We start from the raw sequence: 25174 nt of genomic DNA, 5'->3' as shown, positions 1-25174 counted from the left end.
CTACGTCAACCCATCTCGGCGACCGGTGACCGGACGCCCCGCGTGTCCCCAGTGGATGGACGGCCGTCCCCGCCGGTACCTGGCGGGCGCGCGGGCACACTGGCGTTCGACGACCACATGCGCCTGAGTCTCGTCGCGTGCCCGCCAGGAAAATCCCTAGTGTCGGTACCCGCGCCCTCAGCTCGTGCTGTCGATCGCGAGCCGCAGGAGGCTCTCGGCGTCCATGTCGTCCAGCGAGGATTCCGCTGTCGGAGCCGCGGACTCGACCTCGCCGTCGTCCTTGGCGAGCTGCAGCACCATGTCCAGCAGACCCGCCTTGCGCAGCCTGCCGACCGGGATGGACGCGAGGACCGCCCGCACCGCCGCGTCCGGGTCGTCGGCCTTGGCCTCGACCATGGTGTCGGGGAACAGCAGCGGCAGCAGGTGCTGGGTGAGCGCGGCCGGGGTCGGGTAGTCGAACACCAGCGCCCCCGGCAGGGTCAGCCCGGTGGCCGCCTTGAGCCGGTTGCGCAGCTCCACCGCGGTCACCGAGTCGAAGCCGAGGTCGCGGAACGCCCGGCCCGGCGGGAGGACGTCGTCGGAGTCGTGGCCGAGCACCGCGGCGCCCTCCGCGCGGACGACGTCGAGCAGCACGCGCCCGCGTTCGGCGGCGGGCAGCCGTTCGAGCCGCTGCCGCAGCGGCGACGCGGCCGCGGGTTCGTCGTCGGACTCCAGCGCACGCACCTCGGGCAGGTCGGCGAGCAGCGGGCTCGGCCGCGCGGCGGTGAAGGTGGGCGCGAACCGCGCCCAGTCCATGTTGGTGACGGTGAGCACCGTGGCGTCGTCCTCCAGCGCCCCCTGCAGCGCGGCGATGGCCAGGTCCGGTTCCATCGACAGCACACCGCGGCGGACGAGCTGCTCGGTCACCTCGGACCGGGCGGCGATCCCGACCTCGCCCCAGCCGCCCCAGGCGACCGACGTCGCGGTGCGACCCGCGCTCCGGCGGTACTGCGCCAGGGCGTCGAGGTAGGTGTTCGCGGCCGCGTAGCCCGGCTGGCCGCCGCTGCCCCACACTCCGGCACCCGAGCTGAACAGCACGAACTCCCGCAGGTCCAGGCCCTCGGTCAGCTCGTGTAGGTGCCACGCGGCGGCCATCTTGGCGCCGAGGACGGCGTCGAGCCCGTCGACGGTCACCGCCGCGACGCCACCCGCGTCGGGGTCGACCACCCCGGCCGCGTGCATGACCGAGGTCAGCGGCAGGTCGGCCGGGATGTCGGCCAGCACGGCGGCCAGCGCGGCGCGGTCGGACACGTCGCAGGCGGCGACGGTCACCCGGGTGCCCGCCGCGGTCAGCTCCGCGGCCAGTTCGGCGGCGCCGGGGGCGTCGGCGCCGCGGCGGCTGGTCAGCACCAGGTGCTCGGCGCCGTTGGCCGCCGCCCACCGGGCCACCTGCCCGCCGACCCCGCCGGTGCCGCCGGTGATCAGCATCGTCCCGCCTGCCCGCCACTGCCGGGCCGGGGCCGCCGGGGCACGCGCCGGGGCGTGCGCCAGCCTGCGGCCGAACACCCCGGTCGCGCGGACGGCGACCTGGTCCTCGCCGCCCGCGCCCGCGAGCACGCCGCGCAGCCGGGCCCCGACCTGCGCGTCCACCTGCTCGGGCAGGTCGACCAGCCCGCCCCAGCGGCTCGACTGCTCCAGGGCCACGATCCGGCCCAGGCCCCACACCGCGGCCTGCACCGGGCGCAGCACCCGGTCGTGCGGGCCGACCGACATCGCGCCGCGGGTCAGCGCCCACACGGGCGCCACGACGCCCGCGTCATCGAGGGCCTGCACCAGCGCGGCCGTGCCCGCCAGCCCGACCGGCACGGCCGCGGCGTCCGGGCACGGCCGTTCCGCGGTCGCCAGCAGCGACACCACGCCCGCCACCGGGGGCAGCCCGAACAGCGCGACCGCCAGTGCGGCGCGGTCCACGGCGGCGGTGTCGACATCGACCCGGACGGTGTCCGGTCCGAGCGCGGCCACTGTCGCGGCCACCCACTCCTCATCGGCGCCTTCGGCGGGCACCACCACCAGCAGCGGCCCGGGCGTGCCGGTCGGCTCCGCGAGCCGGGTCCACTCGACCCGGTACCGCCACGAGTCCACAGTGGACTGCGCGCGGCCGCGATCGCGCCACGCCGACAGCGCGGGGACCATCGGCCGCACCGCGTCCGCGTCGAGGTCGAGCGCGGTGGCCAGCGACGCCACGTCGCCGCTCGCCACCAGCGCCCAGAACGCCGAGTCGGTCGCGTCCGGCGCGGTGTGCGCGGTGCCGGAAACGCCGCCAGTGGGCCAGAACCGGCGCCGCTGGAAGGCATATGTCGGCAGGTCGACCGGCCGCGTGCGCGCACCGGGGAACACCGTCCGCCAGTCCGGCGCCACGCCGTGCGCGTACGCCTCGACCACCGAGGTCAGCCAGCGCCGCGACCCGCCGTCGTCGCGGCGCAGCGACCCGAGCACGGCCGCGGCGTCGACGCCCGCGGCCTCCAGGGTCTCCTGCACGGCCGCGGCGAGCACCGGGTGCGGGCTCGACTCGATGAACACGCGGTGCCCGTCGGCGGCCAGCGCGCTGACCGCGTCCCGCAGGTGCACCGTCTGCCGCAGGTTGGTGTACCAGTAGTCGGCGTCGAAGGCGGCGGTGTCGATCCGGGCGCCCGTGACCGTCGAGTAGAACGGCACCTCCGGCACCCGCGGGCGCACCCCCGCGAGCGCCACCAGGAGTTCGTCGCGCACCTGGTCGATCTGGACGCTGTGCGAGGCGTAGTCCACCTGAAGGCGCCGTGCCCGCACCCCCAGTTCGGTGCTCCGCAGCACCAGCGCGTCCAGCGCGGCGGGCTCGCCCGCCACCACGACCGCCGTCGGGCCGTTGATCGCGGCGACCGACAGCAGCGCCGACCACGGCGCCATCAGCTCGACCACCCGCTCGGGGGGCGCGGCGAGCGACACCATGCCGCCCCCGCCGCGCAGCGCCAGCAAAGCCTTGCCGCGCAGGGCGACCACGGCGGCGGCGTCGGCCAGGGTGAGCGCGCCCGCGACGTGCGCCGCGGCGATCTCACCCTGCGAGGTCCCCACGACCGCGGCGGGCTCGATCCCGTGCGCGCGCCACAGTCTGGAGAGGGCCACCATGACGGTGAACAGCGTCGACTGGAGCACGTCGGTCCGGTCCGCCAGCTCGGGGTCACCCGTGCCCGCGACGGCGTCGGGCACCGACCAGTCCACGTACGGCGCCAGCGCGTCGGCGCACTCCTCGACCGCCGCGCGGAACACCGGCGAGCGCTCCATCAGCTCGCGGCCCATCCCCCACCACTGGGAACCCTGGCCGGGGAACACGAACACCGGTCCGGCGCCCGCCTCGACCACGGTCCCGCGCACGACCCCGGGCGCGGCACCCGCCAGCGCCACCGCGTCCAGGCCGCGCAGCAGCTCCGCGCGGTCCGCGCCGAGCACCACGGCGCGGTGCTCGAAGCCGGACCGGCCGGTCGCCAGCGACCAGCCCACCTCGGCGGGTGACAGCTCGGGCCGCTCGGCCGCGAACGACCGCAGCCGCACGGCCTGGTCACCCACGGCGCGCTCGGACTTGCCCGACAGCACCCACGCCAGCACCTCCGGCTCGGCGGCGGGTTCCGCGGCGTCGACCGGCGGGGCCTGCTCCAGGATCACGTGCGCGTTGGTGCCGCTGATCCCGAACGAGGACACCGCGGCCCGGCGCGGCCGGTCCGACTCCGGCCACGGGATCTGCTCGGTCAGCAGCTCCACCGCGCCCGCGGTCCAGTCCACATGCGACGACGGCGCGTCGACGTGCAGTGTCCGCGGCAGCACGCCGTGGCGCAGCGCGGACACCATCTTGATCACGCCCGCGACGCCCGCGGCGATCTGCGCGTGGCCGATGTTGGACTTCACCGACCCCAGCCACAGCGGCCGGTCGCGGTCCTGCCCGTAGGTCGCGATCAGCGCCTGTGCCTCGATCGGGTCGCCCAGCGCGGTGCCCGTGCCGTGCGCCTCCACCGCGTCGACGTCCGAAGTGGACAGTCCGGCGTTGGCCAGCGCCTGCCGGATCACCCGCTGCTGCGCGGGGCCGTTCGGCGCGGTCATCCCGTTCGACGCGCCGTCCTGGTTGATCGCGGAACCCCGCACCACAGCCAGAATCGGGTGGCCGTTGGCCAGCGCGTCGGACAGCCGCTCGACCAGCACGACACCGACGCCCTCGGCGAGGGTCATCCCGTCGGCGGCCTCGGCGAACGGCTTGCACCGGCCGTCCGCGGCCATCGCCCGCTGCCTGCTGAAGCCCACGAAGCTGCTGGGCGTGCCCATGACCGCCACACCACCGGCCAGCGCGAGGCTGCTCTCCCCGGTACGCAGCGACTGGGCCGCCATGTGCAGCGCGACCAGCGACGACGAGCACGCGGTGTCGAGCGTGACCGCGGGCCCCTCCAGGCCGAACAGGTAGGCCACCCGGCCGGACAGCACGCTGGCCGAGACCCCGGTGATGGCGTGCGCCCCGGTGCCCTCGGCGGTGTCGCCCATCGCCGTCCCGTAGTCCTGGTAGGCGGCGCCGATGAACGTGCCGGTCCGGCTGCCGCGCAGGGTGGTGGGGTCGAGCCCGGCGCGTTCGACCGCCTCCCAGGAGGTCTCCAGCAGCAGCCGCTGCTGCGGGTCCATCGCCAGCGCCTCCCGCGGGGAGAGGCCGAAGAACCCCGGGTCGAACTCGGCCGCGTCGTGCAGGAACCCGCCCCGCACCGTGTAGGCGTAGCCCTCCCGGTCGGGGTCCGGGTCGTAGAGCGCGGCGGCGTCCCAGCCGCGGTCGGTCGGGAACTCGGTGATCGCGTCGACGCCGTCGAGGACGAGCCGCCACAGGTCTTCCGGGGAGCTGACGCCGCCGGGGTAGCGGCAGGCCATCCCGATGATCGCGATCGGCTCGTCGTCGGACACCGCCGCGCTCGGGAGCACGGCCCCGGCCACGTCGCCGCCCAGTTCGCCGCGGAGGAACTCGGCCAGCGCCACCGGGTTCGGGTAGTCGAAGACCATCGTGGTGGGCAGTGTCAGCCCGGTGGCCGCGGTGAGCCGGTTGCGCAGGTCGACCGCGGTGACCGAGTCGAACCCGACGTCGCGGAACGCGCGCAGCTCGGGCAGCCGCTCGGCCGAGGCGTGGCCGAGCACGGCGGCCGCCTCGGCGCGGACCAGGGTCAGCAGCAGCTTGTCCCGCTCGGCGGGCGGCAGCGCGCGGACCCGCGCGGCGAACCCGTCGACCCGCGGCGTGGGCCGCTCGGCGGGGGCTTCCACCACCTCGTCGAACAGGGTGGTGGGCCGGGCCGAGGTGAACACCGGGTGGTAGCGGTCCCAGTCGACGTCGGCGAGCACGATGGCGGTCTCGTCGTCGGCCAGGACCCGGCCGAGGGCGGTCATCGCCCGCTTCGGGTCGAGGTAGACCAGGCCGCTGCGCCGCACGCCATACGGGTCGTCGGCGTCCAGCCCAGCGTGGGTCGCCACGGTGTCGGTCGCCACGGTGTCGGGCCACTTGCCCCAGTGCACCGACGTCGCGGGGCAGCCGCGGGCCCGCCGGTTCGCGGCCAGCGCGCCCAGGTAGGCGTTGCCCGCCACGTAGGCGCCGTGCTCCCCGCTGCCCCACATCCCGGCGATCGAGGAGTAGCAGACGAACGCGTCGAGGTCCGGCAGCAGCTCGTCCAGGTGCCGGGCGCCCGCCACCTTGGCGTGCACGACGTCCGCGAACTCCGCGAGACTGGTCTTGGCCAGCGAGGACAGCCGGATGACGGCCGCCGTGTGCACGACAGCCCGAACGGTGTGTCCGTCGGCCGCGAGCCCGTCGAGCAGTTCGGCCACGGCCGCCCGGTCGGTGACGTCGCACGACACGACGTCGGCCCGTGTGCCCAGCTCGGCGAGTTCGGCCACCAGCTCGGCGGCGCCCGCGGCGGCCGGGCCGCTGCGGCTGGTGAGCACCAGGTGCTCGGCGCCCTCCCGGGCCAGCCAGCGGGCGAGGTCCGGCCCGATGGTGCCGGTGCCGCCGGTCACGATGGTGGTGCCGCGCGGCCGCCACGGCCGGGCGGGCTCGGCACCCGCGGGCGCCCGCACGACGCGCCGGGCCAGCACGCCCGTGGCACGGACGGCGAGCTGGTCCTCGCCGGTACCTCCCGCGAGCGCGGCGGCCAGGCCGCGGCCTGCCCGCTCGTCCAGCGTCACCGGCAGGTCGACGACGCCGCCGGTCCGCTGCGGGTGCTCCAGCGCGGCGGTCCAGCCCACGCCGAGCACCTGCGCCTGGACCGGGTTCGCCACGTCGTCGCCCGGGCCGGTGGACACCGCGCCCCGGGTGAGCAACCACAGCGGCACGTCGACCCCGACGTCGCCGAGGGCCTGCACGAGCGCGACGGTCAGCGCGAGCCCGCTCGCCAGCGCCGGGTAGGTCTCGCTCGGCTGCTCGGCGGCGGCCAGCACGGACACGATCCCCGTGAGGTCGGCGGTGTTCGGCAGCCGGGACGCGAGCACCGTGCGGTCGGTGCAGGACTCGTCGAGCACCAGGGTGCGCACGTCGGCGCCGTGGTCGGCCAGGGCGGCGGCCACCTCGTCCGCGGCGCTTTCGGTTACCAGTAGCCAAGTTCCGGTGAGGGCGGCCTGGGGCAGCGTGCCCAGCGGGCGCCAGGCGAGCCGGTAACGCCAAGAGTCCACAATGGATTCTTCGTGGCGCCGCGAGCGCCAGGCGGACAGCGCGGGCACGACGGCGGCGAGGGAGTCCTCGTCCACGCGCAGGCTCGCGGTGAGCCCGGCCAGGTCGTTGCCCTCGACCGCGGTCCAGAACTCGGCGTCGCGCGGGTCGGTCCGGGTCGTCGGCGCCGCGGCCGGGGTGAGCCAGAACCGCTCGCGCTGGAAGGCGTACGTCGGCAGGTCGACGCGCCGGGCGCCGCCGCCCGCGAGCCAGGCCGCCCAGTCCACGGACACGCCCCGGACGAACGCCTCCGCCAGGGAGGTGCCGAACCGGCCGAGGCCCCCATCGTCGCGGCGCAGTGTGCCGGTGACCACCGCGGGCACGCCCGCCGCGGCCACGGCGTCCTCGACCCCGACGGTCAGCACCGGGTGCGGGCTGACCTCCACGAACGCCCGGTGGCCCGACGCCAGCAGCGCGCCGACCGCCGCCTCGAAGGCGACGGTCTGGCGCAGGTTGCGGAACCAGTACTCGGCGTCCAGCAGCGGGCCGTCGACCCACGCGCTCGTGACGGTGGACCGGAACGGCACCCGCGGCGCCAGCGGCCGGATCGGCGCCAGGTCGGCGAGCAACCGCTCCCGCAGCCGGTCGACCTGCGCGGAGTGCGAGGCGTAGTCCACCGGGACGCGCCGGACCCGGACCCCCTCGGCGGCCAACCGCTCGCCCAGCGCGGCCACCTCTTGCGGCGCACCGGAGACCACCACCGACCGCGGCCCGTTGACCGCGGCGACCGACACCGCGGCCGTCAGCCCGGCCTCGACCTCGGCCACCGGCAGCGCGATCGACAGCATGCCGCCGTGCCCGGCGAGTTCGGCCGCGATGGCCTTGCTGCGCAGCGCCACCACCCGCGCGGCGTCCACAAGAGACAGCGCACCGGACACGCACGCCGCCGCGATCTCACCCTGCGAGTGCCCGACCACCGCGTCCGGCACCACACCGTGCGCCTCCCACAGCGCGGCCAGCGACACCATCACCGCGAACGACGCGGGCTGCACCACATCCACCCGCTCCAGTTCCCCGCCGCGCAGCACGTCCAGCAGCGACCAGTCCACGAACTCGCTCAGCGCCGCCGCGCACTCCGCCATCCGCTCGGCGAACACCGGCGAGGAGTCCAGCAGCCGGGCGCCCATGCCCACCCACTGCGCGCCCTGGCCCGGGAACACGAACACCGTCTTTCCGTCCACATCGGACTGACCGACGACCGCCGCCGGGGCAGGCATACCGGTGGCCACGGCGCGCAGGCCATCGCTCAGCTCGGCCAGGTCCGCACCGACCACGACGGCGCGGTGCTCGAACACCGAGCGCGCCAGCAGCGCGGCGCCCACGTCCACCGGCCGCCACTCGGTGTCCACACCGGACACCAGGTTCGCCGCCTGGTCGCGCACCGCGGCCGCGGTGCGCGCCGAGACGACCCACGGCACCACCGCCGGGGCGCTCCCGGGTGCGGCCTCGGCCCGCCGTGGCGCCTCCTCCAGTACCGCGTGCGCGTTCGTGCCGCTGACCCCGAAGGAGGACACCCCCGCCCGGCGCGGCCGGTCCGCCCGCGGCCACTCGACCGCGTCGGTGAGCAGCCGCACGGCCCCGGCCGACCAGTCCACATGCGACGACGGCACGTCCGCGTGCAGGGTCTTGGGCAGCACGCCGTGCCGCAGCGCCAGCACCATCTTGATGATCCCGGCGACGCCCGCGGCGGCCTGGGTGTGGCCGATGTTCGACTTCACCCCGCCCAGCCACAGCGGCCGTTCGCGGTCCTGGCCGTAGGTGGCGAGCAGCGCCTCGGCCTCGATCGGGTCGCCCAGCGTGGTGCCGGTGCCGTGCGCCTCCACCACGTCGACGTCCGAAGTGGACAGTCCGGCGTTGGCGAGCGCCTGGCGGATCACCCGCTGCTGCGACGGGCCGTTCGGCGCGGTCAGCCCGTTGGACGCGCCGTCCTGGTTGACCGCGCTTCCCCGCACCACGGCCAGAATCGGGTGTCCGTTGCGCTCGGCGTCGGAGAGCCGTTCGAGCACGAGCACGCCGACGCCCTCCGACCAGCCGGTGCCGTCGGCGGTGTCGGAGAACGCCTTGCACCGCCCGTCCGCGGCCATGGCGCCCTGCCGGGTGAACTCGACGAAGGTCTCCGGGGTGGCCATCACGGTCGCGCCCCCGGCCAGCGCGAGGTCGCACTCGCCTTGGCGCAGCGCCTGTCCGGCCAGGTGCAGAGCCACCAGCGACGACGAGCACGCGGTGTCCACAGTGACCGCCGGGCCCTCCAGCCCGAAGGTGTAGGACAGCCGCCCGGAGATCACGCTCGCGGCCAGACCCGTGACGGCGTGGCCCGCCACGTCGTCGGCGGTGTTGAGCACGAGGGTGGCGTAGTCCTGGCCGTTGGTGCCGACGAACACCCCGGTTTGGCTGCCGCGCAACGAGACCGGGTCGAGCCCGGCCCGCTCGATGGCCTCCCACGAGGTCTCCAACAGCACCCGCTGCTGCGGGTCCATCGCGACGGCCTCGCGCGGAGAGATGCCGAAGAACTCGGCGTCGAACCCGCCCGCGTCGGGCAGGAACCCGCCTTCGCGAGTCACGCTCCGCCCGCCCGCCAGGTCCCAGCCGCGGTCGGTGGGGAAGCCTTCGATGCCGTCGCGGCCCTGTGCCAGCAGCGCCCAGAAATCCTCGGGAGTCCGCACGCCGCCGGGGAATCGGCACGCCATGCCGACGATCGCCAACGGCTCGTCGGTCACCCCGCGGGCGCGGACCACGGTTTCCACTTGCTCGCCGAGCAGGTTCGCGAGCAGGTGCTCGGCGAGCGCGCGCGGCGTCGGGAAGTCGAACACCAGCCCCGCGGGCAGCGTCAGCCCGGTGGCCGCGGTGAGCTGGTTGCGCAGTTCGACCGCGGTGAGGGAGTCGAACCCGAGGTCGCGGAACGCCTTGTCGACGCCCACCGCGGTCTGGTCCGCGTGTCCGAGCACCGCCGCCGCGCGGGCGCGCACCAGCTCGACGGCCGCGGCGGGCCGGTCCGCGGAAGGCAGCTCGCGCAACCGGTCCCGCAGCGCGCCCGCCTGGTCGACGCTCGGCGTGGCGGCCCACTCCGGCAGTTCCGCGAACAGCGGGGCGGGTCGCGCGCCGGACAGCGGGCCCGGCCGGATGTCGGCGATCACCGCGGTCGCCGCGCCGGTCGCGGCCTGGCCCAGCGCGGTGAGCGCGAGGTCCGGGTCCATGGGCGCCACACCCTGGTGCCGCGCCCGGTCCTCGACGGCGGCGATCATGCCGTCGCCCGCCCAGGCCCCCCAGGCGATCGAGGTCGCGGCCGCGCCCGCCGCCCGCCGGGCGGTGGCGAGCGCGTCCAGCACGGCGTTCGCGGCCGCGTAGTTCGCCTGGCCCGGGCTGCCGATGGCGCCCGCGACGGAGGAGAACAGCACGAAGGCGGCCAGGTTCAGGTCGCGGGTGAGGTCGTCCAGCACGACCGCGGAGTCCACTTTGGACCGGAACACGGCGGCGAACCGGTCCGGGGTCAGCCCGTCCAGCACGCCGTCGTCGAGCACGCCCGCGGTGTGCACCACCGCGGTCAGCGGACAGTCGGCGGGCACGGCGTCGAGCACGGCCCGCAGCCGGTCGCGGTCGGCGGCGTCGCAGGCGGCGAAGGTGACCTCGGCGCCCGCGGCGACCAGGTCCGCGCGCAGTTCCTCGGCACCCGGCGCCCGCGCCCCCCGGCGGCTGACCAGCACGACCTGCCGGGCGCCTTGGGCGACCACCCACCGCGCCACTTTGCCGCCCAGGGCCCCGGTTCCCCCGGTGATCAACACGGTGTCGGACGGCTGCCACGGCGCGGTGCGCGGCTCGGTGCCTGCCCGCACAATGCGTCGGCCGAAGACTCCGGCGGCCCGGACGGCGACCTGGTCCTCGCCGGTCCCGGCCGCGAGCACGCCCGCGAAACGGCGGGCGCAGTGCTCGTCCACCACCGCGGGCAGGTCGACCAGACCGCCCCACTGGCTCGAGTACTCCAGGGCCGCGACCCGGCCGAGACCCCAGACGCCCGCCTGAGCTGGGCTGGTCACCGTGTCGGCGCCGTCGACCGCGACCGCGCCGCTCGTGACGGCCCACACGGGCGCCGTGATCCCCGCGTCGCCGAGGGCCTGGACCAGCACGGCGGTGCCCGCCACACCGGTCTTTTCCAGTGCCAGCAAGGAAACCACGCCCGCGATGTCGTCCGGCAGACCGCGCAGCCGCTCGGCCAGCGCGGCGCGGTCGAGGTCGCCGACCTCGATTCGGTCCACTGTGGACCCGAGTGCGGCGTCGATCCACTCGCAGGTGTCCCCGACCGGGGTCACCGCGAGCCACCGTCCGGTCGGCGCGGCGGCGGGTTCGGCGAGCCGCGTCCAGGATTCCCGGTACCGCCACGAGTCGATCGTGGCCCGCGCGTGCCTGCGCGTCCGCCATGACGACAGCGCGGGCACCATCGCGGCGACGGTCGCGGTGTCGAGGTCCAGGGTCGAGACGAGCGTGTCGACGTCCTGGTCCGCGACGGCGGCCCAGAACTCCGCGTCCGCCGGGTCCTCGGCCCGCGCGGGCGCCGACCAGTACCGCTCGTGCTGGAAGGCATAGGTTGGCAGGTCGACCCGCCGCGCGCCCGTGCCCGCGAACACCGGCGCCCAGTCCACCGGCACGCCCGCCACGTGCAGGCTCGCCAGCGCGGTCAGCGCGGCGGTCTCCTCGCCACGGTCCTTTCTGGACACTGGCACCACGACCGCGGCCACCGGCAGCGATTCCCTCGCCAGGGCGGAAAGCGCGCTGTCCGGCCCCAGTTCGAGGAACGCCGTCACCCCGGCGTCGGCCAGTGCGCGCACGCCATCGGCGAAGCGGACCGCCTCGCGGACGTGGCGCACCCAGTACTCCGGGGAGCGCAGTTCAGCGGCGGTGGCGAGGGCGCCGGTCACGTTGGAGACCACCGGGATGGTCGGCTCGGCGAACGACAGACCCCCGATCGCCCGGCCGAACTCGGCCAGCATCGGCTCCATCAGGGCTGAGTGGAACGCGTGCGACACCCGCAGCCGCGACGTCTTGGCGAACCGGCCCGCCACCGCGAGCACGGCCGCCTCGGCCCCCGCGAGCACCACCGACGCCGGGCCGTTGACCGCCGCGATCGACACCTCCGGCGTCAGGTGCGCAACGACCTCCGCCTCGGTCGCGCGCACGGCGACCATCGCGCCACCACTGGGCAACGCCTGCATCAGCCGCGCCCGCGCCGCCACCAGGCGGCACGCGTCGGCCAGCGACAGCACACCCGCGACGTGGGCGGCGGTGACCTCGCCGATCGAGTGGCCCGCCAGGAAGTCCGGCCGGACACCGAAGGACTCGGCCAACCGGTAGAGCGCCACCTCGACCGCGAACAGCGCGGGCTGCGCCCACCCGGTCTGGTTCAGCGACTCGGTATCCGTGCCCCACAGGACATCCCGCAGCGAGCCGTCGAGCTGTCCATCCAATTCGGACACAACTGCCGTCAAAGCCTCGGCGAACACCGGGAATCGGGCGGACAGCTCGCGGCCCATGCCCAACCGCTGCGCGCCCTGGCCCGAGAACAGCACCGCCAGCGCGGGCGCGCCCGCCACCCCGCGCGCGGCCTCGACCACACCGTCGGCACCCGCGAGCAGCACCGCCCGGTGCGCGAACGCCGAGCGGCCCGCCAGTGACCGTCCGACATCGGCCGGAGACAGCTCCCGACCGTCCACATGGGAGCGCAGCCGGTCGAGCTGCTCGGCCAGCGCGGACTCCGTCTTCGCCGACACCGGCCACGGCACCACCGCGGGCGTCATGGCGGACTCGTCGACCGGCTCCTCGATCTCAGCTGCCTGTTCCAGCACCACATGCGCGTTGGTCCCGCTGATCCCGAACGACGACACCGCCGACCGCCGCGGCCGGTCCAGCGCGGGCCACGCCGTGTTCTCGGTCAGCAGCTCGACCGCACCCGCCGTCCAGTCCACATGCGACGATGCGGAGTCCGCGGCCAGCGACTTGGGCGCGATCCCCGCGCGCATCGCGAGCACCATCTTGATCACACCGGCCACCCCGGCCGCGGCCTGCGCGTGCCCGATGTTCGACTTGACCGACCCCAGCAGCAGCGGCCGGTCCCGGTCCCGGCCGTAGGTGGCCAGCAGCGCCTGCGCCTCGATCGGGTCCCCCAGCTCCGTGCCCGTGCCGTGCGCCTCCACCACGTCGACGTCCGAAGTGGACAGACCGGCGTTCGCCAGCGCCTGCCGGATCACCCGCTGCTGCGCGGGCCCGTTCGGTGCCGTCAGCCCGTTCGACGCGCCGTCCTGGTTCACCGCGCTTCCCCGCACCACAGCCAGAACCGAGTGCCCGTTACGTCGCGCGTCGGACAGCCGCTCCAGCACGAGCACACCGACGCCCTCGGACCACCCGGTGCCGTCCGCGTTGTCGGAGAACGGCTTGCACCGGCCGTCCGGGGCCAGGCCGCCCTGCTTGGTGAACTCCACGAACGCCGCGGACGTGGCCATCACGGTGACCCCGCCGACCAGCGCGAGGTCGCACTCGCCGTGGCGCATCGACTGTGCCGCGAGGTGCAGCGCCACCAGCGACGACGAACACGCCGTGTCCACGGTGAGCGCGGGCCCCTCCAGGCCCAGCACGTAGGCGGGCCGCCCGGAGATCACCGAGGTGGTGCTGCCGGTGAGGACGTACCCTTCGACGTCCCGCGTCGCGCCGAGGTCCGCGTCGTAGCCCTGCGCGGACGCGCCGATGAACACGCCGGTTCGGCTGCCGCGCAGCGAAAGCGGGTCCACCCCGGCCTGCTCGATGGCCTCCCACGAGGTCTCCAGCAGCAGCCGCTGCTGCGGGTCCATCGCCGCCGCCTCGCGCGGGGAGATGCCGAAGAACCCGGCGTCGAAGCCCGCCGGGTCGGCCAGGAAGCCGCCCGCCCTGGTGCCACTGCGGCCCGCGCCGTCGGCGCCGCCGGAGAACAGCCAGTCGAGGTCCCAGCCGCGATCGGTGGGGAACTCGGTGATCCCGTCGCCGCCCTCGGCGACCAGCCGCCACAAGTCCTCAGTGGACCCGACACCGCCCGGATAGCGGCAGCCCATGCCGACGATCACGATCGGATCGTCGGCCGACACCACGGCCGACGCGACGACGAGGTCGGCCCGCGGTTCGGCGCCGGACAGCTCCCCCGCCAAGTGCCGGGCGAGGGCCGTCGAGTTGGGATAGTCGAAGACCAGCGTGGTGGGCAGCGCCAGGCCGGTGGCCGAGGTCAGCCGGTTGCGCAGTTCCACCGCGGCCAGCGAGTCGAAGCCCAGGTCGCGGAACGCCTGGTCCGCGCCGACCGCGGCCGCGTCGGCGTGCCCGAGCACCACCGCGGACTCCGCGCGGACCAGGTCGAGCACGAGCCGCTCACGGTCCGCGGCCGACAGCCCGCCCAGCCGCTGCCGCAGCGCGGCCACGGCCTCGTTCCGGTCTCCGGTGTCCGCCAAGGCAAGCGCGCGCACGTCGGGCAGCTCGGACAGCAGCGGGCTCGGCCTGCCCGCGGTGAAGCCGGGCACGAACCGCTCCCACACCATGTCGGCGACGGTGAGCACGGTCTCGCCGTCCTCGACCGCCGCCCGCAGCGCGGCCATGGCCACGGCGGGCTCCATCGGCTGGACACCGCGCCTGCGCAACTGCTCCGCGGCGTCACCACCCGCGGTGACGCCCGCACCCGCCCAGGGTCCGAACGCGACAGACAGCGCCGCCGATCCCCGCGCCCGGCGGTGCTCGGCCAACGCGTCGAGGAACGCGTTCGCGGCCGCATAGCCGCCCTGGCCGCCACTTCCCCACACCCCGGCGACCGAGGAGAACAGGATGAACGCGTCCAGGTCGATTCCGGTGGTCAGCTCGTCCAGGTGCCGCGCGGCATCCATTTTGGACCGCAGCATCGCGTCGAGCAGCTCCGGGGTCAGCGCGTCCAGCTCGCCGTCGCCGTCGATCGTGCCCGCCGCGTGCACGACGGCGGTCAGCGGAAGGTCGTCGGGGATGGCGGACAGCAGCTCGGCCAGCGCCGCGCGGTCGCCGACATCGCACGCCGCGAGCGTCACCCGGGTGCCGCCCGCCGCCAGCTCCGCGCGCAGCTCGACCGCGCCCGGCGCGTCGGCGCCGCGCCTGCTGGTCAGCACGAGATGTTCGGCGCCGCTGTCCACCGCCCACCGGGCCACCTGCGCACCCAGCGCGCCGGTGCCGCCGGTGATCAGCACGGTGCCGCGCGGCAGCCACGGGCCGCCCCGCGCCGTGCGGGCCGCGGCGCGGACCAGCCTGCGGCCGAACACGCCGGACGGCCGGATCGCCACCTGGTCCTCACCGGACAGGCGGTCCGCCAACACTTCCGCGAACCGGCGCAGCGCCGCGTCGTCGAGGACGTCCGGGAGGTCCACCAGGCCGCCCCAGCGGTCGGGGTGCTCCAGCACCGCGACGCGGCCCAGGCCCCACACCGCCGCCTGCACGGGGTGCCCAATCGGGTCGTCCGGCCCGACGGACACCGCGCCGCGGGTCACGCTCCACAGTGGAGAGTCGAGGTCCGCCAAGCCCAACGCCCGCACCAGCGCCAGGGTCGAGGCCACACCGCCGGGCACGGCGTCCGCGCCGGGGTGCGCCGATTCCACCGTGCCGAGCAGCGACACCACGCCGGCGAGCGGCTCCCCGTCCGGCACGAGAATGGCAATCTGCCGCGCGAGCACCGCGCTGTCCGCCGCACCGTCCACAATGGCCTGCACGACCGACGCCCCGCGCTCGGCGAGGACCCCGGCGACGCTGTTCATCCAGTCCCGATTGGCGTCCGCCCTGGGCACGACGACCAGCCAGGTGCCCGCCAGCGCCGCTCCGGCCGACTCCGACAGCGGACGCCAGACGACCCGATACCGCCACGAGTCCACAGTGGACCTGGCGCGCCGCTCGGCCCGCCAGGTGGACAGCGCGGGCACCATCGCCGCGACCGTGTCCCCGTCGAGGTCCAGCAGCGACGCCACGGAGTCCAGGTCCCCGCGGTCGACCAGGCCCCAGAACTCGGCACCGCCGCTGTCCCCGGTGTCCGCTTCGCCTGCCTCGGGCCAGAACCTGGTGTGCTGGAAGGCATAGGTGGGCAGGTCGACCCGGCGCGCGCCCGTGTCGGCGAACACCCCGGTCCAGTCCACCGGCACCCCGGCAACGTGCAGCCGGGCCAGCGCGGTGACGGCCGCGACCTCTTCTCCTCGGTCGGCGCGCAGCGCGGGCACCACCACGGCGTCGGCGGGCAGCGACTCCCGCACCATCGCCGACAGCACACCCGCCGGACCCAGTTCGAGGAACGCCGACACACCCGCGTCCCGCAGGGTGGCGACCCCGTCGGCGAACCGCACCGCCTCCCGGACGTGGCGGACCCAGTAGTCCGGCGAACACAGCTCGCCCGCGGCCACCCGACCGGTCAGGTTCGACACCACCGGAATCCGCGGCTCGGTGTACGACAGACCCTCGATGGCCCGGCGGAACTCGACCAGCATCGGCTCCATCAGCGGCGAGTGGAACGCGTGGCTCACCGACAGCCGGGATGTCTTGCACCCCAACGCCTCGAACCGGCTCGCCAGCTCCAGGACCGCTGCCTCGACCCCGGCCACCACCACCGACGCCGGTCCGTTGACCGCCGCGATCGAGACGTCCGCGGTCAGGTGCGGCACGACCTCGCTCTCGGCCGCGTGCACCGCCACCATCGCCCCGCCCGCGGCCAGCGCCTGCACCAGCCGCGCGCGTGCCGCCACCAGCGTGCACGCGTCGGCCAGCGAGAACACCCCGGCCACGTGCGCGGCGGCGATCTCGCCGAACGAGTGCCCGACCACGTAGTCCGGCCGCACGCCGAAGGACTCCACCAGCCGGAACAGCGCCACCTCAAGGGCGAACAGCGCGGGCTGGGCGAACTCGGTGCGGTGCAGCGACTCCACGTCCTCGCCCCAGGCCACCTCGCGCAGCGACCCGGAGAGTTGTCCGTCCAATTCGGACAGTACGGCGTTCAGGGCGTCGGCGAACACCGGGAACCGGTCGGCCAGTTCCCGACCCATCCCCAGCCGCTGCGAGCCCTGCCCGGCGAACAGCACCGCCAGCGAGGGCGCGCCCGCCGTGCCGCGCGCGGCCGCCACCATGCCCTCCTCGGTGGCCAGCAGCACCGCGCGGTGCTCGAACGCCGACCGGCCGACGGCCAGCGAGTATCCCACGTCCACAGTGGACACGTCGGTGAGCGTCAGCAGTCGGTCGAGCTGCCCGGACAGCGCGGCATCGGACTTGGCCGACACCACCCACGGCACCACCGCGGGCGAGACGACGGACGTGCCGGCGGGTTCGGCGACCGCGGGCGCCTGCTCCAGCACCACGTGCGCGTTGGTGCCGCTGATCCCGAACGACGACACCGCCGCCCGACGCGGTCCGTCCGTGGCGGGCCACAGCGTGTTCTCCGTGACCAGTTCGACGGCGCCCGCCGACCAGTCCACTCGGGACGTCGGCGCGTCGACGTGCAGCGTCTTCGGCAGCAGGCCGTGCCGCATCGCCAGCACCATCTTGATGACACCGGCCATCCCGGCCGCGGCCTGGGCGTGCCCGATGTTCGACTTCACCGAGCCGAGCAGCAGCGGCGTGGCGCGGTCCTGGCCGTAGGTCGCGAGCAGCGCCTGCGCCTCGATCGGATCGCCCAGCCGGGTACCGGTGCCATGGGCCTCGACCACGTCGACCTGGTCGGCGGTCAGCCGGGCGTTCTCCAGCGCCGCCCGGATCACCCGCTGCTGCGACGGGCCGTTGGGCGCGGTGAGACCGCTGCTCGCGCCGTCCTGGTTGACCGCCGAGCCGCGGACGACCGCCAGGACCGGGTGCCCCAGGCGCTCGGCGTCGGAGAGCCGCTCCAGCAGCAGCACGCCGACGCCCTCGCCCCAGCCGACCCCGTCGGCGGCGGCGGCGAACGCCTTGCACCGGCCGTCCGGCGCCAGTCCGCGCTGGCGGGAGAACGCCACGAACTCCGCCGGGGTCGCCATCACCGCGACGCCGCCCGCGAGCGCCATCGAACACTCGCCGCCGCGCAGTGCCTGCGCCGCGAGGTGAATCGCCAGCAGCGACGACGAACACGCGGTGTCCACGGTGACCGCGGGCCCCTCCAGGCCGAACACGTACGCCACCCGCCCGGAGAGCACACTGGACGCGACGCCGGTCACGGAATAGCCCTCGGCCGACTCCATGGACCCCGTCAACGTGTCGTAGCTGGAGTTGCCCGCACCGATGAACGTGCCGATGTCGCTGCCGCGCAACGACTTCGGGTCCACCCCGGCGCACTCCACGGCCTCCCACACCGTTTCCAGCAGCAGCCGCTGCTGCGGGTCCATCGCCACCGCCTCGCGCGGCGAGATGCCGAAGAACTCCGCGTCGAACGCACCGACGTCACGGAGGAATCCGCCCTCCCGGCTGTAGGACTTGCCCGGCCGGTCTGGATCGGGGTCGTAGACCGACTCGACGTCCCACCCGCGGTCGGCGGGCATCGCGGACACCGCGTCGCCGCCCTCGACCAGCAGCCGCCACAGCTCCTCCGGCGAGCGGGTTCCACCGGGGTAGCGGCACGCCATGGCGACGATCGCGATCGGCTCCCGGTCCTTCGCCTCCGCCGCGCGCAACCGCCTGCGGGCGAGCCGCAGGTCGTCGGTGACCCGCTTGAGGTACTCGCGGAGCTTGTCTTCGGTGGTGCTCATGGCTGGTTCCTCGCGGTTCGGAAGGAGACTGTCGACGGGGCTTGCTGGTCGCGTCAGTCGAGTCCGAGTTCCTTGTCGATGAGGGCGAACATCTCGTCGTCGCTCGCCACGGCGAGTTCGGTCCGATCGAGATCGTCGGTCGGCGCCCCGGCCCGCTCCTCCAACTTCCACTGCACGGCGGTCAACCGGGTCAGCAGTCTGGCCACGGTGTCGGGGTCGAGCGCGGTGCTGGTCACGGCGGCCTCCAGCCGTTCGAGTTCGGCGAGCACGGGCGCGGGCGCCCGCATGCCGTCGGCGCCGAGTTCGGCCAGCAGGTACCGCGCCAGCGCGATCGGCGTGGGGTGGTCGAAGGTGACCGTCTCGGGCAGTCGCAGGCCGGTGTCGACGGCGAGCCGGTTGCGCAGTTCGACCGCGGACAGCGAGGTCATGCCGAGGTCCACGAACCCGCGGTCGGACTCGACCGTGCCCGCCGAGGCGTGGCCGAGCACCGTCGCGGTGTGCGCGCGGACCGCGCCCAGCAGCACGGTTTCCTGTTCGGCCGCGGTCCGCCCCGACAGCAGCGCCCGCAGATCGGGCGCCGACGAGCGCGGCGAACTGGTGGCACGTCGGGAAACGAGCGCGCGCAGCAGCGCGGGCACGTCGTCCGCGGCGAGCACTCGCAGGTCCAGCGGCGCGGGAACGAGCAGTGCCGCACCGGCTCCGCACGCGGTGTCGAACAGCCGCAGACCCTCCTCAGTGGACAGTGGGCGGACACCTTGGCGGCGCAGCCGGGCGAAGTCGGCGTCGTCCAGGATGTCGGTGATGCCGCTGCGTTCGGCCCACAGTCCCCACGCGAGCGAGGTGGCGGGCAGCCCGCGGGCGCGGCGGTGCTCGGCCAGCGCGTCCAGGAACGTATTCGCCGCGGCGTAGTTGGCCTGCCCGGCGCTGCCGGTCACCCCGGACACCGAGGAGAACACCACGAACGCCGCCAGGTCGCGGGTCGACTCGTGCAGGTTCCACGCCGCGGCCACCTTCGGCGCGAACACCCGGTCCATCCGCTCGGGCGTGAGCGAGCCGAGGACGCCGTCGTCGGTCACGCCCGCGGTGTGCACGATCGCGGTCAGCGGCCGGTCGGCGGGGATCGCCCGCAGCGCGGCGGCCAGCGCGTCCCGGTCGGCGGCGTCGCAGGCCACCACCTCGACCTCGGCGCCGAGCGCGGTCAACTCGTCGCACAGGTCCCGCGCGCCGGGCGCCTCGGGGCCGCGCCTGCTCATCAGCAGCAGGTGCCGAACACCTTGCGCGGCAACGAGATGGCGAGCGAACCGGCCGCCGAGGGTGCCGGTGCCGCCCGTGACGAGCACCGTGCCCGCCCGCGCGGCCGCCCAGTCCACCCCGCCGGAGTCGGCCGTGTCGGCCCGAACCAGCCGCGCGACGCGCACCTGGCCACCGCGAACCGCGAGCTGCGGTTCGTCGGCGGCGCGCGCGGCCGCGATCGCCGCGGGCAGGGTCTGCTCGGCGGCGTCGTCGTCCAGGTCCACCACGGTGATCCGGCCAGGGTGCTCGGCCTGCGCGGACCGCACCAGCCCCCAGACTCCGGCCGCGGCGAGCCCCGCGACCTGCTCGCCCGGCGCCGCCGCCACGGCCTGCCTGGTCACCACGACGAGGTGGGACGCGGCGAAACCCGGTTCCGCCAGCCAGGTTCGCAGCGCATCCAGTACGGTGTGGACGGTCCGGCGAGCGGCGGCGGCCACGTCCGCGTCGGTGTCCTGGTGAACACGCAGCACCACCACGGCAGGCGCGTCGACCGCCAGCGCGGCCAGCTCCCCGACATCGTGCGCGGTACCGTGCGTGCCGATGGCGTCGTCGTCGTGGTGTGACAACGGCATCCAGTCCACTTGGAACAGTTCGTCGCGCCCGGCCGCCAGCTCGTCGGCGCGGACTCGACGGCCCACCACGGCGTCGACCGTCACCACGACCTCGCCCGCGGCGTCGGCGGCGGTCACCGCGAGCGCGCCGTCGGGCCCGGGCGCGAGGCGGACCCGCAGCGTGGTCGCACCCGACGTCGAGACGCGGACACCGCGCCAGGTGGCGGGCAGCAGCGCGCCATCGCCCGCGACCGCCCGCTGGGCCAGACCCGCGATCACGGCGGCCTGCAAGAGTGCGGGGTGCACGGCGAATCGGGCCGCGAGCGCGTGCGCCGTTTCCGGGAGCGCCACGTCGAAGAAGGTCTCCTCGCCGAGCCGCCAGGCGCCGCCGATCCCGCGGAACAGGGGACCGAGATCGAGGTCGGCCAGGAGCCGGTCGAGCTCGGCCGCGTCCGCCAGCCGCGCGCCCGCGGGCGGCCACTCGGCCAGGTTCGGCTGGTCAGGTGCGGTCCCCGTGGCCAGTGTGCCGGTGGCGTGCCGGGTCCAGGGCGCGTCCGCCACCCGGGCGTACACGCCGACGGATCGGTGTCCGGTCGCATCGGGCTCGCCGACCGAGACCTGGAGCTGTACGGAGTCCTCTTCGGACAGTGCGAGCGGCGCGTGCACGGTCAACTCGGCCACCACATCGCAGCCCACCTCGGCGCAGGCGCGCACCGCCCAGTCGACGAACGCGGTGTCCGGCACGACAACCGAGCCCAGCACCGCGTGTTCGGCGAGCCAGGGGTGCGACCGCAGCCCGACCCGGCCGACGAGCACGGCGCCGCCCGCCTCGGCAAGGCCGACCGCCGCACCGAGCACCGGGTGGTCACCGGTCGCCATCCCGAGGTCGGCGACCGGCTCCGGCCAGAACCGCTCCCGCTGGAAGGCGTAGGTGGGCAGGCCGACCCGGTGCGCCCCGGTGTCCGCGAACACCCTGGCCCAGTCGACGGTCACCCCGTGGACGTGCAACCCGGCCAGCGCGGTGACCACGGCAAGTTCCTCGGTCCGGTCCTTGCGCAGCAGCGGCACCACCACGGTGTCCGCGGCCGCGATCATGGCCGCCAGCACCCCATCGGGGCCAAGCTCAAGCACAGTGTCCACACCGGACTCTCGCAGCGCCCCGACACCGTCGGCGAACCGGACGGGTTCGCGGACGTGGCGCACCCAGTACTCGGCCGAGCACAACTGGTCGGGTTTCGCCACCTCGCCGGTCACGTTCGACACGATCGGGATTCGCGGTTCCGCGAAGGACAACCCCTCGATGGCGCGCCGGAAGTCGGCCAGCATCGGCTCCATCAGGGCCGAGTGGAACGCGTGCGACACCGCCAACCGCGACGTCTGTCGACCATCCAACCGCTCCACGAGCGCCAGCACAGCCGACTCTTCCCCCGCGACCACCACCGAGACGGGTCCGTTCACCGCCGCGATCGACACCCCCTCGGTCAGCAGCGGCACCACCTCGTCCTCGGACGCCCGCACCGCCACCATCGCCCCACCCGCGGGCAACCCCGCCATCAGCGACGCCCGGGCCCCCACCAGCACACACGCGTCCGCCAGCGACAGCACGCCCGCCACGTGCGCCGCCGCGACCTCGCCGATCGAGTGCCCGCCGACAAAGTCCGGCACCAGACCGAAGGACTCGATCAGCCGGAACAGCGCCACCTCGATCGCGAACAGCGCGGGCTGCGCCCACCCGGTCCCGTTCAACGCCGACGCGTCCGAACCCCACACCACCTCGCGCAGGGAGCCGGTCAGATGTCCGTCCAGTTCGGACAGCACAATGTCGAAGGCGGCCGCGAACACCGGGAAACGGGCAGCCAACTCCCGGCCCATCCCCAGCCGCTGCGACCCCTGGCCCGAGAACAGCACCGCCAACACGCGGTCACCCGCGACCCCCCGCAGCACGGCACCGCTGCCGCCCTCGCCCGCGAGAACGACCGCCCGATGCCGGAACGCGGACCGAGTGGTCAGGGTGTAGCCGACATCGACCGCCGAGTGTCCCGTGTAGACAGTGAACCGGTCGACCTGCTCGGCCAGCGCGGCATCGGACTTGGCGGAGAGAATCCATGGAACCACGGCAGGCGCGCGAGCAGGCTCGGCCTCGGCCACGGCAGGTGGTTCCTCGATGATCAGGTGCGCGTTGGTGCCGCTGATCCCGAACGACGACACGGCCGCTCGGCGCGGCCGACCCGTGTCCGGCCAGTCGGTGTTGCCGGTGAGCAACTCCACCGCACCCGAGGCCCAGTCGACATGAGTCGTCGGCGTGTCCAGGTGCAGCGATCGGGGCGCGGTGCCCTCGGTCATCGCCAGCACCATCTTGATCACGCCCGCCACCCCGGCGGCGGCCTGCGTGTGCCCGATGTTCGACTTGATCGACCCCAACAACACCGGCCGCTCACGGTCCTGCCCATAGGTCGCCAGCAACGCCTGCGCCTCGATCGGATCACCCAGCGCGGTGCCGGTCCCGTGCGCCTCCACCACATCGACGTCGGACACCGTCAGCCCCGCGTCCGCCAGCGCCTGCCGAATCACCCGCTGCTGCGCCGGACCGTTCGGCGCCGTCAACCCGTTCGACGCGCCGTCGGAGTTGACCGCCGATCCGCGCAGCACCGCCAAGACCCGATGGCCGTTGCGCCGCGCGTCCGACAATCGTTCCACCACAAGGACACCAGCACCTTCGGACCAGCCAGTGCCGTCCGCACCTTCGGCGAACGCCTTGCACCGCGCGTCCGGCGCGACCCCGCCCTGGCGGGTGAACTCCACGAAGATCGACGGCTCGGCCATCACCGCGACCCCGCCGACCAGCGCCAGCGAACACTCCCCGCGGCGCAGCGCCTGACCCGCCAAGTGCAGCGCCACCAGCGAAGACGAGCACGCGGTGTCCACAGTGAACGCGGGCCCCTCCAGCCCGAGGGTGAACGCGATCCGCCCGGACAGCACACTCGCCGTGTTCCCGGTGAGCACAAACCCTTCCGTCGCCGGACCCCCGGGCAGCAGCGACGCGTACTCCGCGCTCGCCGCGCCGACGAACACCCCCGTCGACGTCCCGGCCAACCCGCCGGGGTCGATTCCGGCCCGCTCCACCGCCTCCCACGCCGTCTCCAGCAGCACCCGCTGCTGCGGGTCCATCGCCAGCGCCTCCCGCGGCGAGATGCCGAAGAATCCCGCGTCGAAACCCGTTGCCTCAGCGAGGAACCCGCCCGCCAGCGTCGCCGAACTCCCCGCCCGAACACCGGTCGGGTCGTACAGGTCCGCCACGTCCCACCCGCGATCGGTGGGAAAGTCGGTGATCCCGTCCCGCCCCTCGACGACGAGCCGCCACAGCTCCTCCGGCGACCCGACCCCGCCCGGGAACCGACACGCCATCCCCACGATCACCACGGGGTCGGTGTCCACCACCCGGGTGGGCGCGGCCGCCCGCACGGAAACGGTGTCGGAACCGAACAGTTCGGCCAAGAGGTGCCCGGCCAGCACCGTCACGGTCGGGTAGTCGAACACGAGCGTGGGCGGCAGCCGCACCCCTGCCACCGTGGCGAGCCGGTTGCGCAACTCCACCGCCGTCAGCGAGTCGAACCCCAACTCCTTGAACGAGCGGTCGACCTCGACGGCGGACTCGTAGCCCAGCACGGCGGCGGCCTCAGCACCCACCACCTCGACCAGCGCCCCCAGCCGCGCCCCCGCGTCCAGCCCGCCCAACCGGCCGACCAGCGACGAACCGCCGCTGTTGGCTGCCGCCCGGCGCGGGGCGCGGACCAGGCCGCGCAGCGCCGCCGCCACGTCCGATCGCTCCCCCAGCGCACGCGCGTCGACGGTCGCCGCGACCACCATCGACGCTTCGGACACGGTCGCCGCGTCGAACATCGCCAACCCCCGCGCCACCGACAACGCGGGCAGGCCGGACCGCGCCATCCGTGCCATGTCCACATCGGACAGTGCGCTGGTCATCCCGCCGCCCTGGGCCCACGCGCCCCATGCCACCGACACCCCGGACAGCCCCAACCCGCGCCGGTACGCGGCAAGCGCGTCGAGGAAGGTGTTGCCCGCGGCGTAATTGGCCTGCCCCGAACCGCCCAACACTCCCGACAGCGAGGAATACAACACAAACCCGGCGAGATCCAAACCGGACGTCAGCTCGTGCAGGTGCCAGGCCGCGTCCACCTTCGCCCGCAACACCCCCGCCAGCCGCTCCGGCGTCATGGACCCGACCAGCCCGTCGTCGAGCACACCCGCCGCGTGCACCACCGCCGTCAACGGATGCGCGGCGGACACCAGCGCCACGACACTGGCGACCGACTCCCGCACACCCAGATCAGCGGCGGCAATCACCACCTCCGCACCCGACGCGGTCAACTCCGCCCGCAGCGCCACCGCACCCGGCGCGTCCAGCCCGCGCCGCGACACCAACACCAGGTGCCGCACGCCCCGCGCCGCCACCAGGTGCCGGGCCAACTCCGCGCCGAGACCACCCGTCCCCCCGGTGATCAGCACCGTGCCGTTCGGGTCCCAAGTGGACGGAATGGTCAGCACGATCTTGCCGACGTGCTTGGCCAGGCTCATGAACCGGAACGCCGCGCGCGCCTGCCGCACATCCCACGCCGCCACCGGCAGTTCCCGCAGCGCGCCCCGGTCGAACAGGGCCATCAACTCGACCAGCAGCTCTTGCGTCCGGTCCGGTCCGGCCTCGCTCAGGTCGAACGCCCGATACCCCGCACCCGCCGCGCGAACATCGGTCTTGCCCATCTCCAGGAAACGACCGCCCGGGGCCAACAACCGCAGCGACGCGTCCACGAACTCCCCAGCCAACGCGTTCAACACCACGTCCACACTGCCCGCCACCGCACGGAACCGCTCCT

1 protein-coding gene and 1 pseudogene are annotated in these 25174 nt (G+C 74.7%); both read right to left on the bottom strand.

Annotation, left to right across the window (positions count from 1 at the left end; translation table 11 throughout):
• Window positions 1-177 precede the first annotated feature (177 nt).
• Window positions 178-18495 (bottom strand): type I polyketide synthase, encoded by an 18318-nt coding sequence (locus ACT4N7_RS00010; protein WP_444826424.1) that lies wholly within the window; start codon window positions 18493-18495, stop codon window positions 178-180.
• Window positions 18492-25157: pseudogene (locus ACT4N7_RS00005) on the bottom strand (SDR family NAD(P)-dependent oxidoreductase); the annotation flags it as partial. The gene ACT4N7_RS00010 and the pseudogene ACT4N7_RS00005, both read right to left, overlap by 4 nt.
• Between the last annotated feature and the right edge of the window lie 17 nt (window positions 25158-25174).

It is taken from the genome of Actinokineospora sp. (genome assembly GCF_052390155.1).
Classification (GTDB): Bacteria; Actinomycetota; Actinomycetes; order Mycobacteriales; family Pseudonocardiaceae; genus Actinokineospora.
The sequence above is the reverse complement of the archived record's forward strand: the minus strand, read 5'-3'. Positions and strand labels throughout refer to the sequence as shown.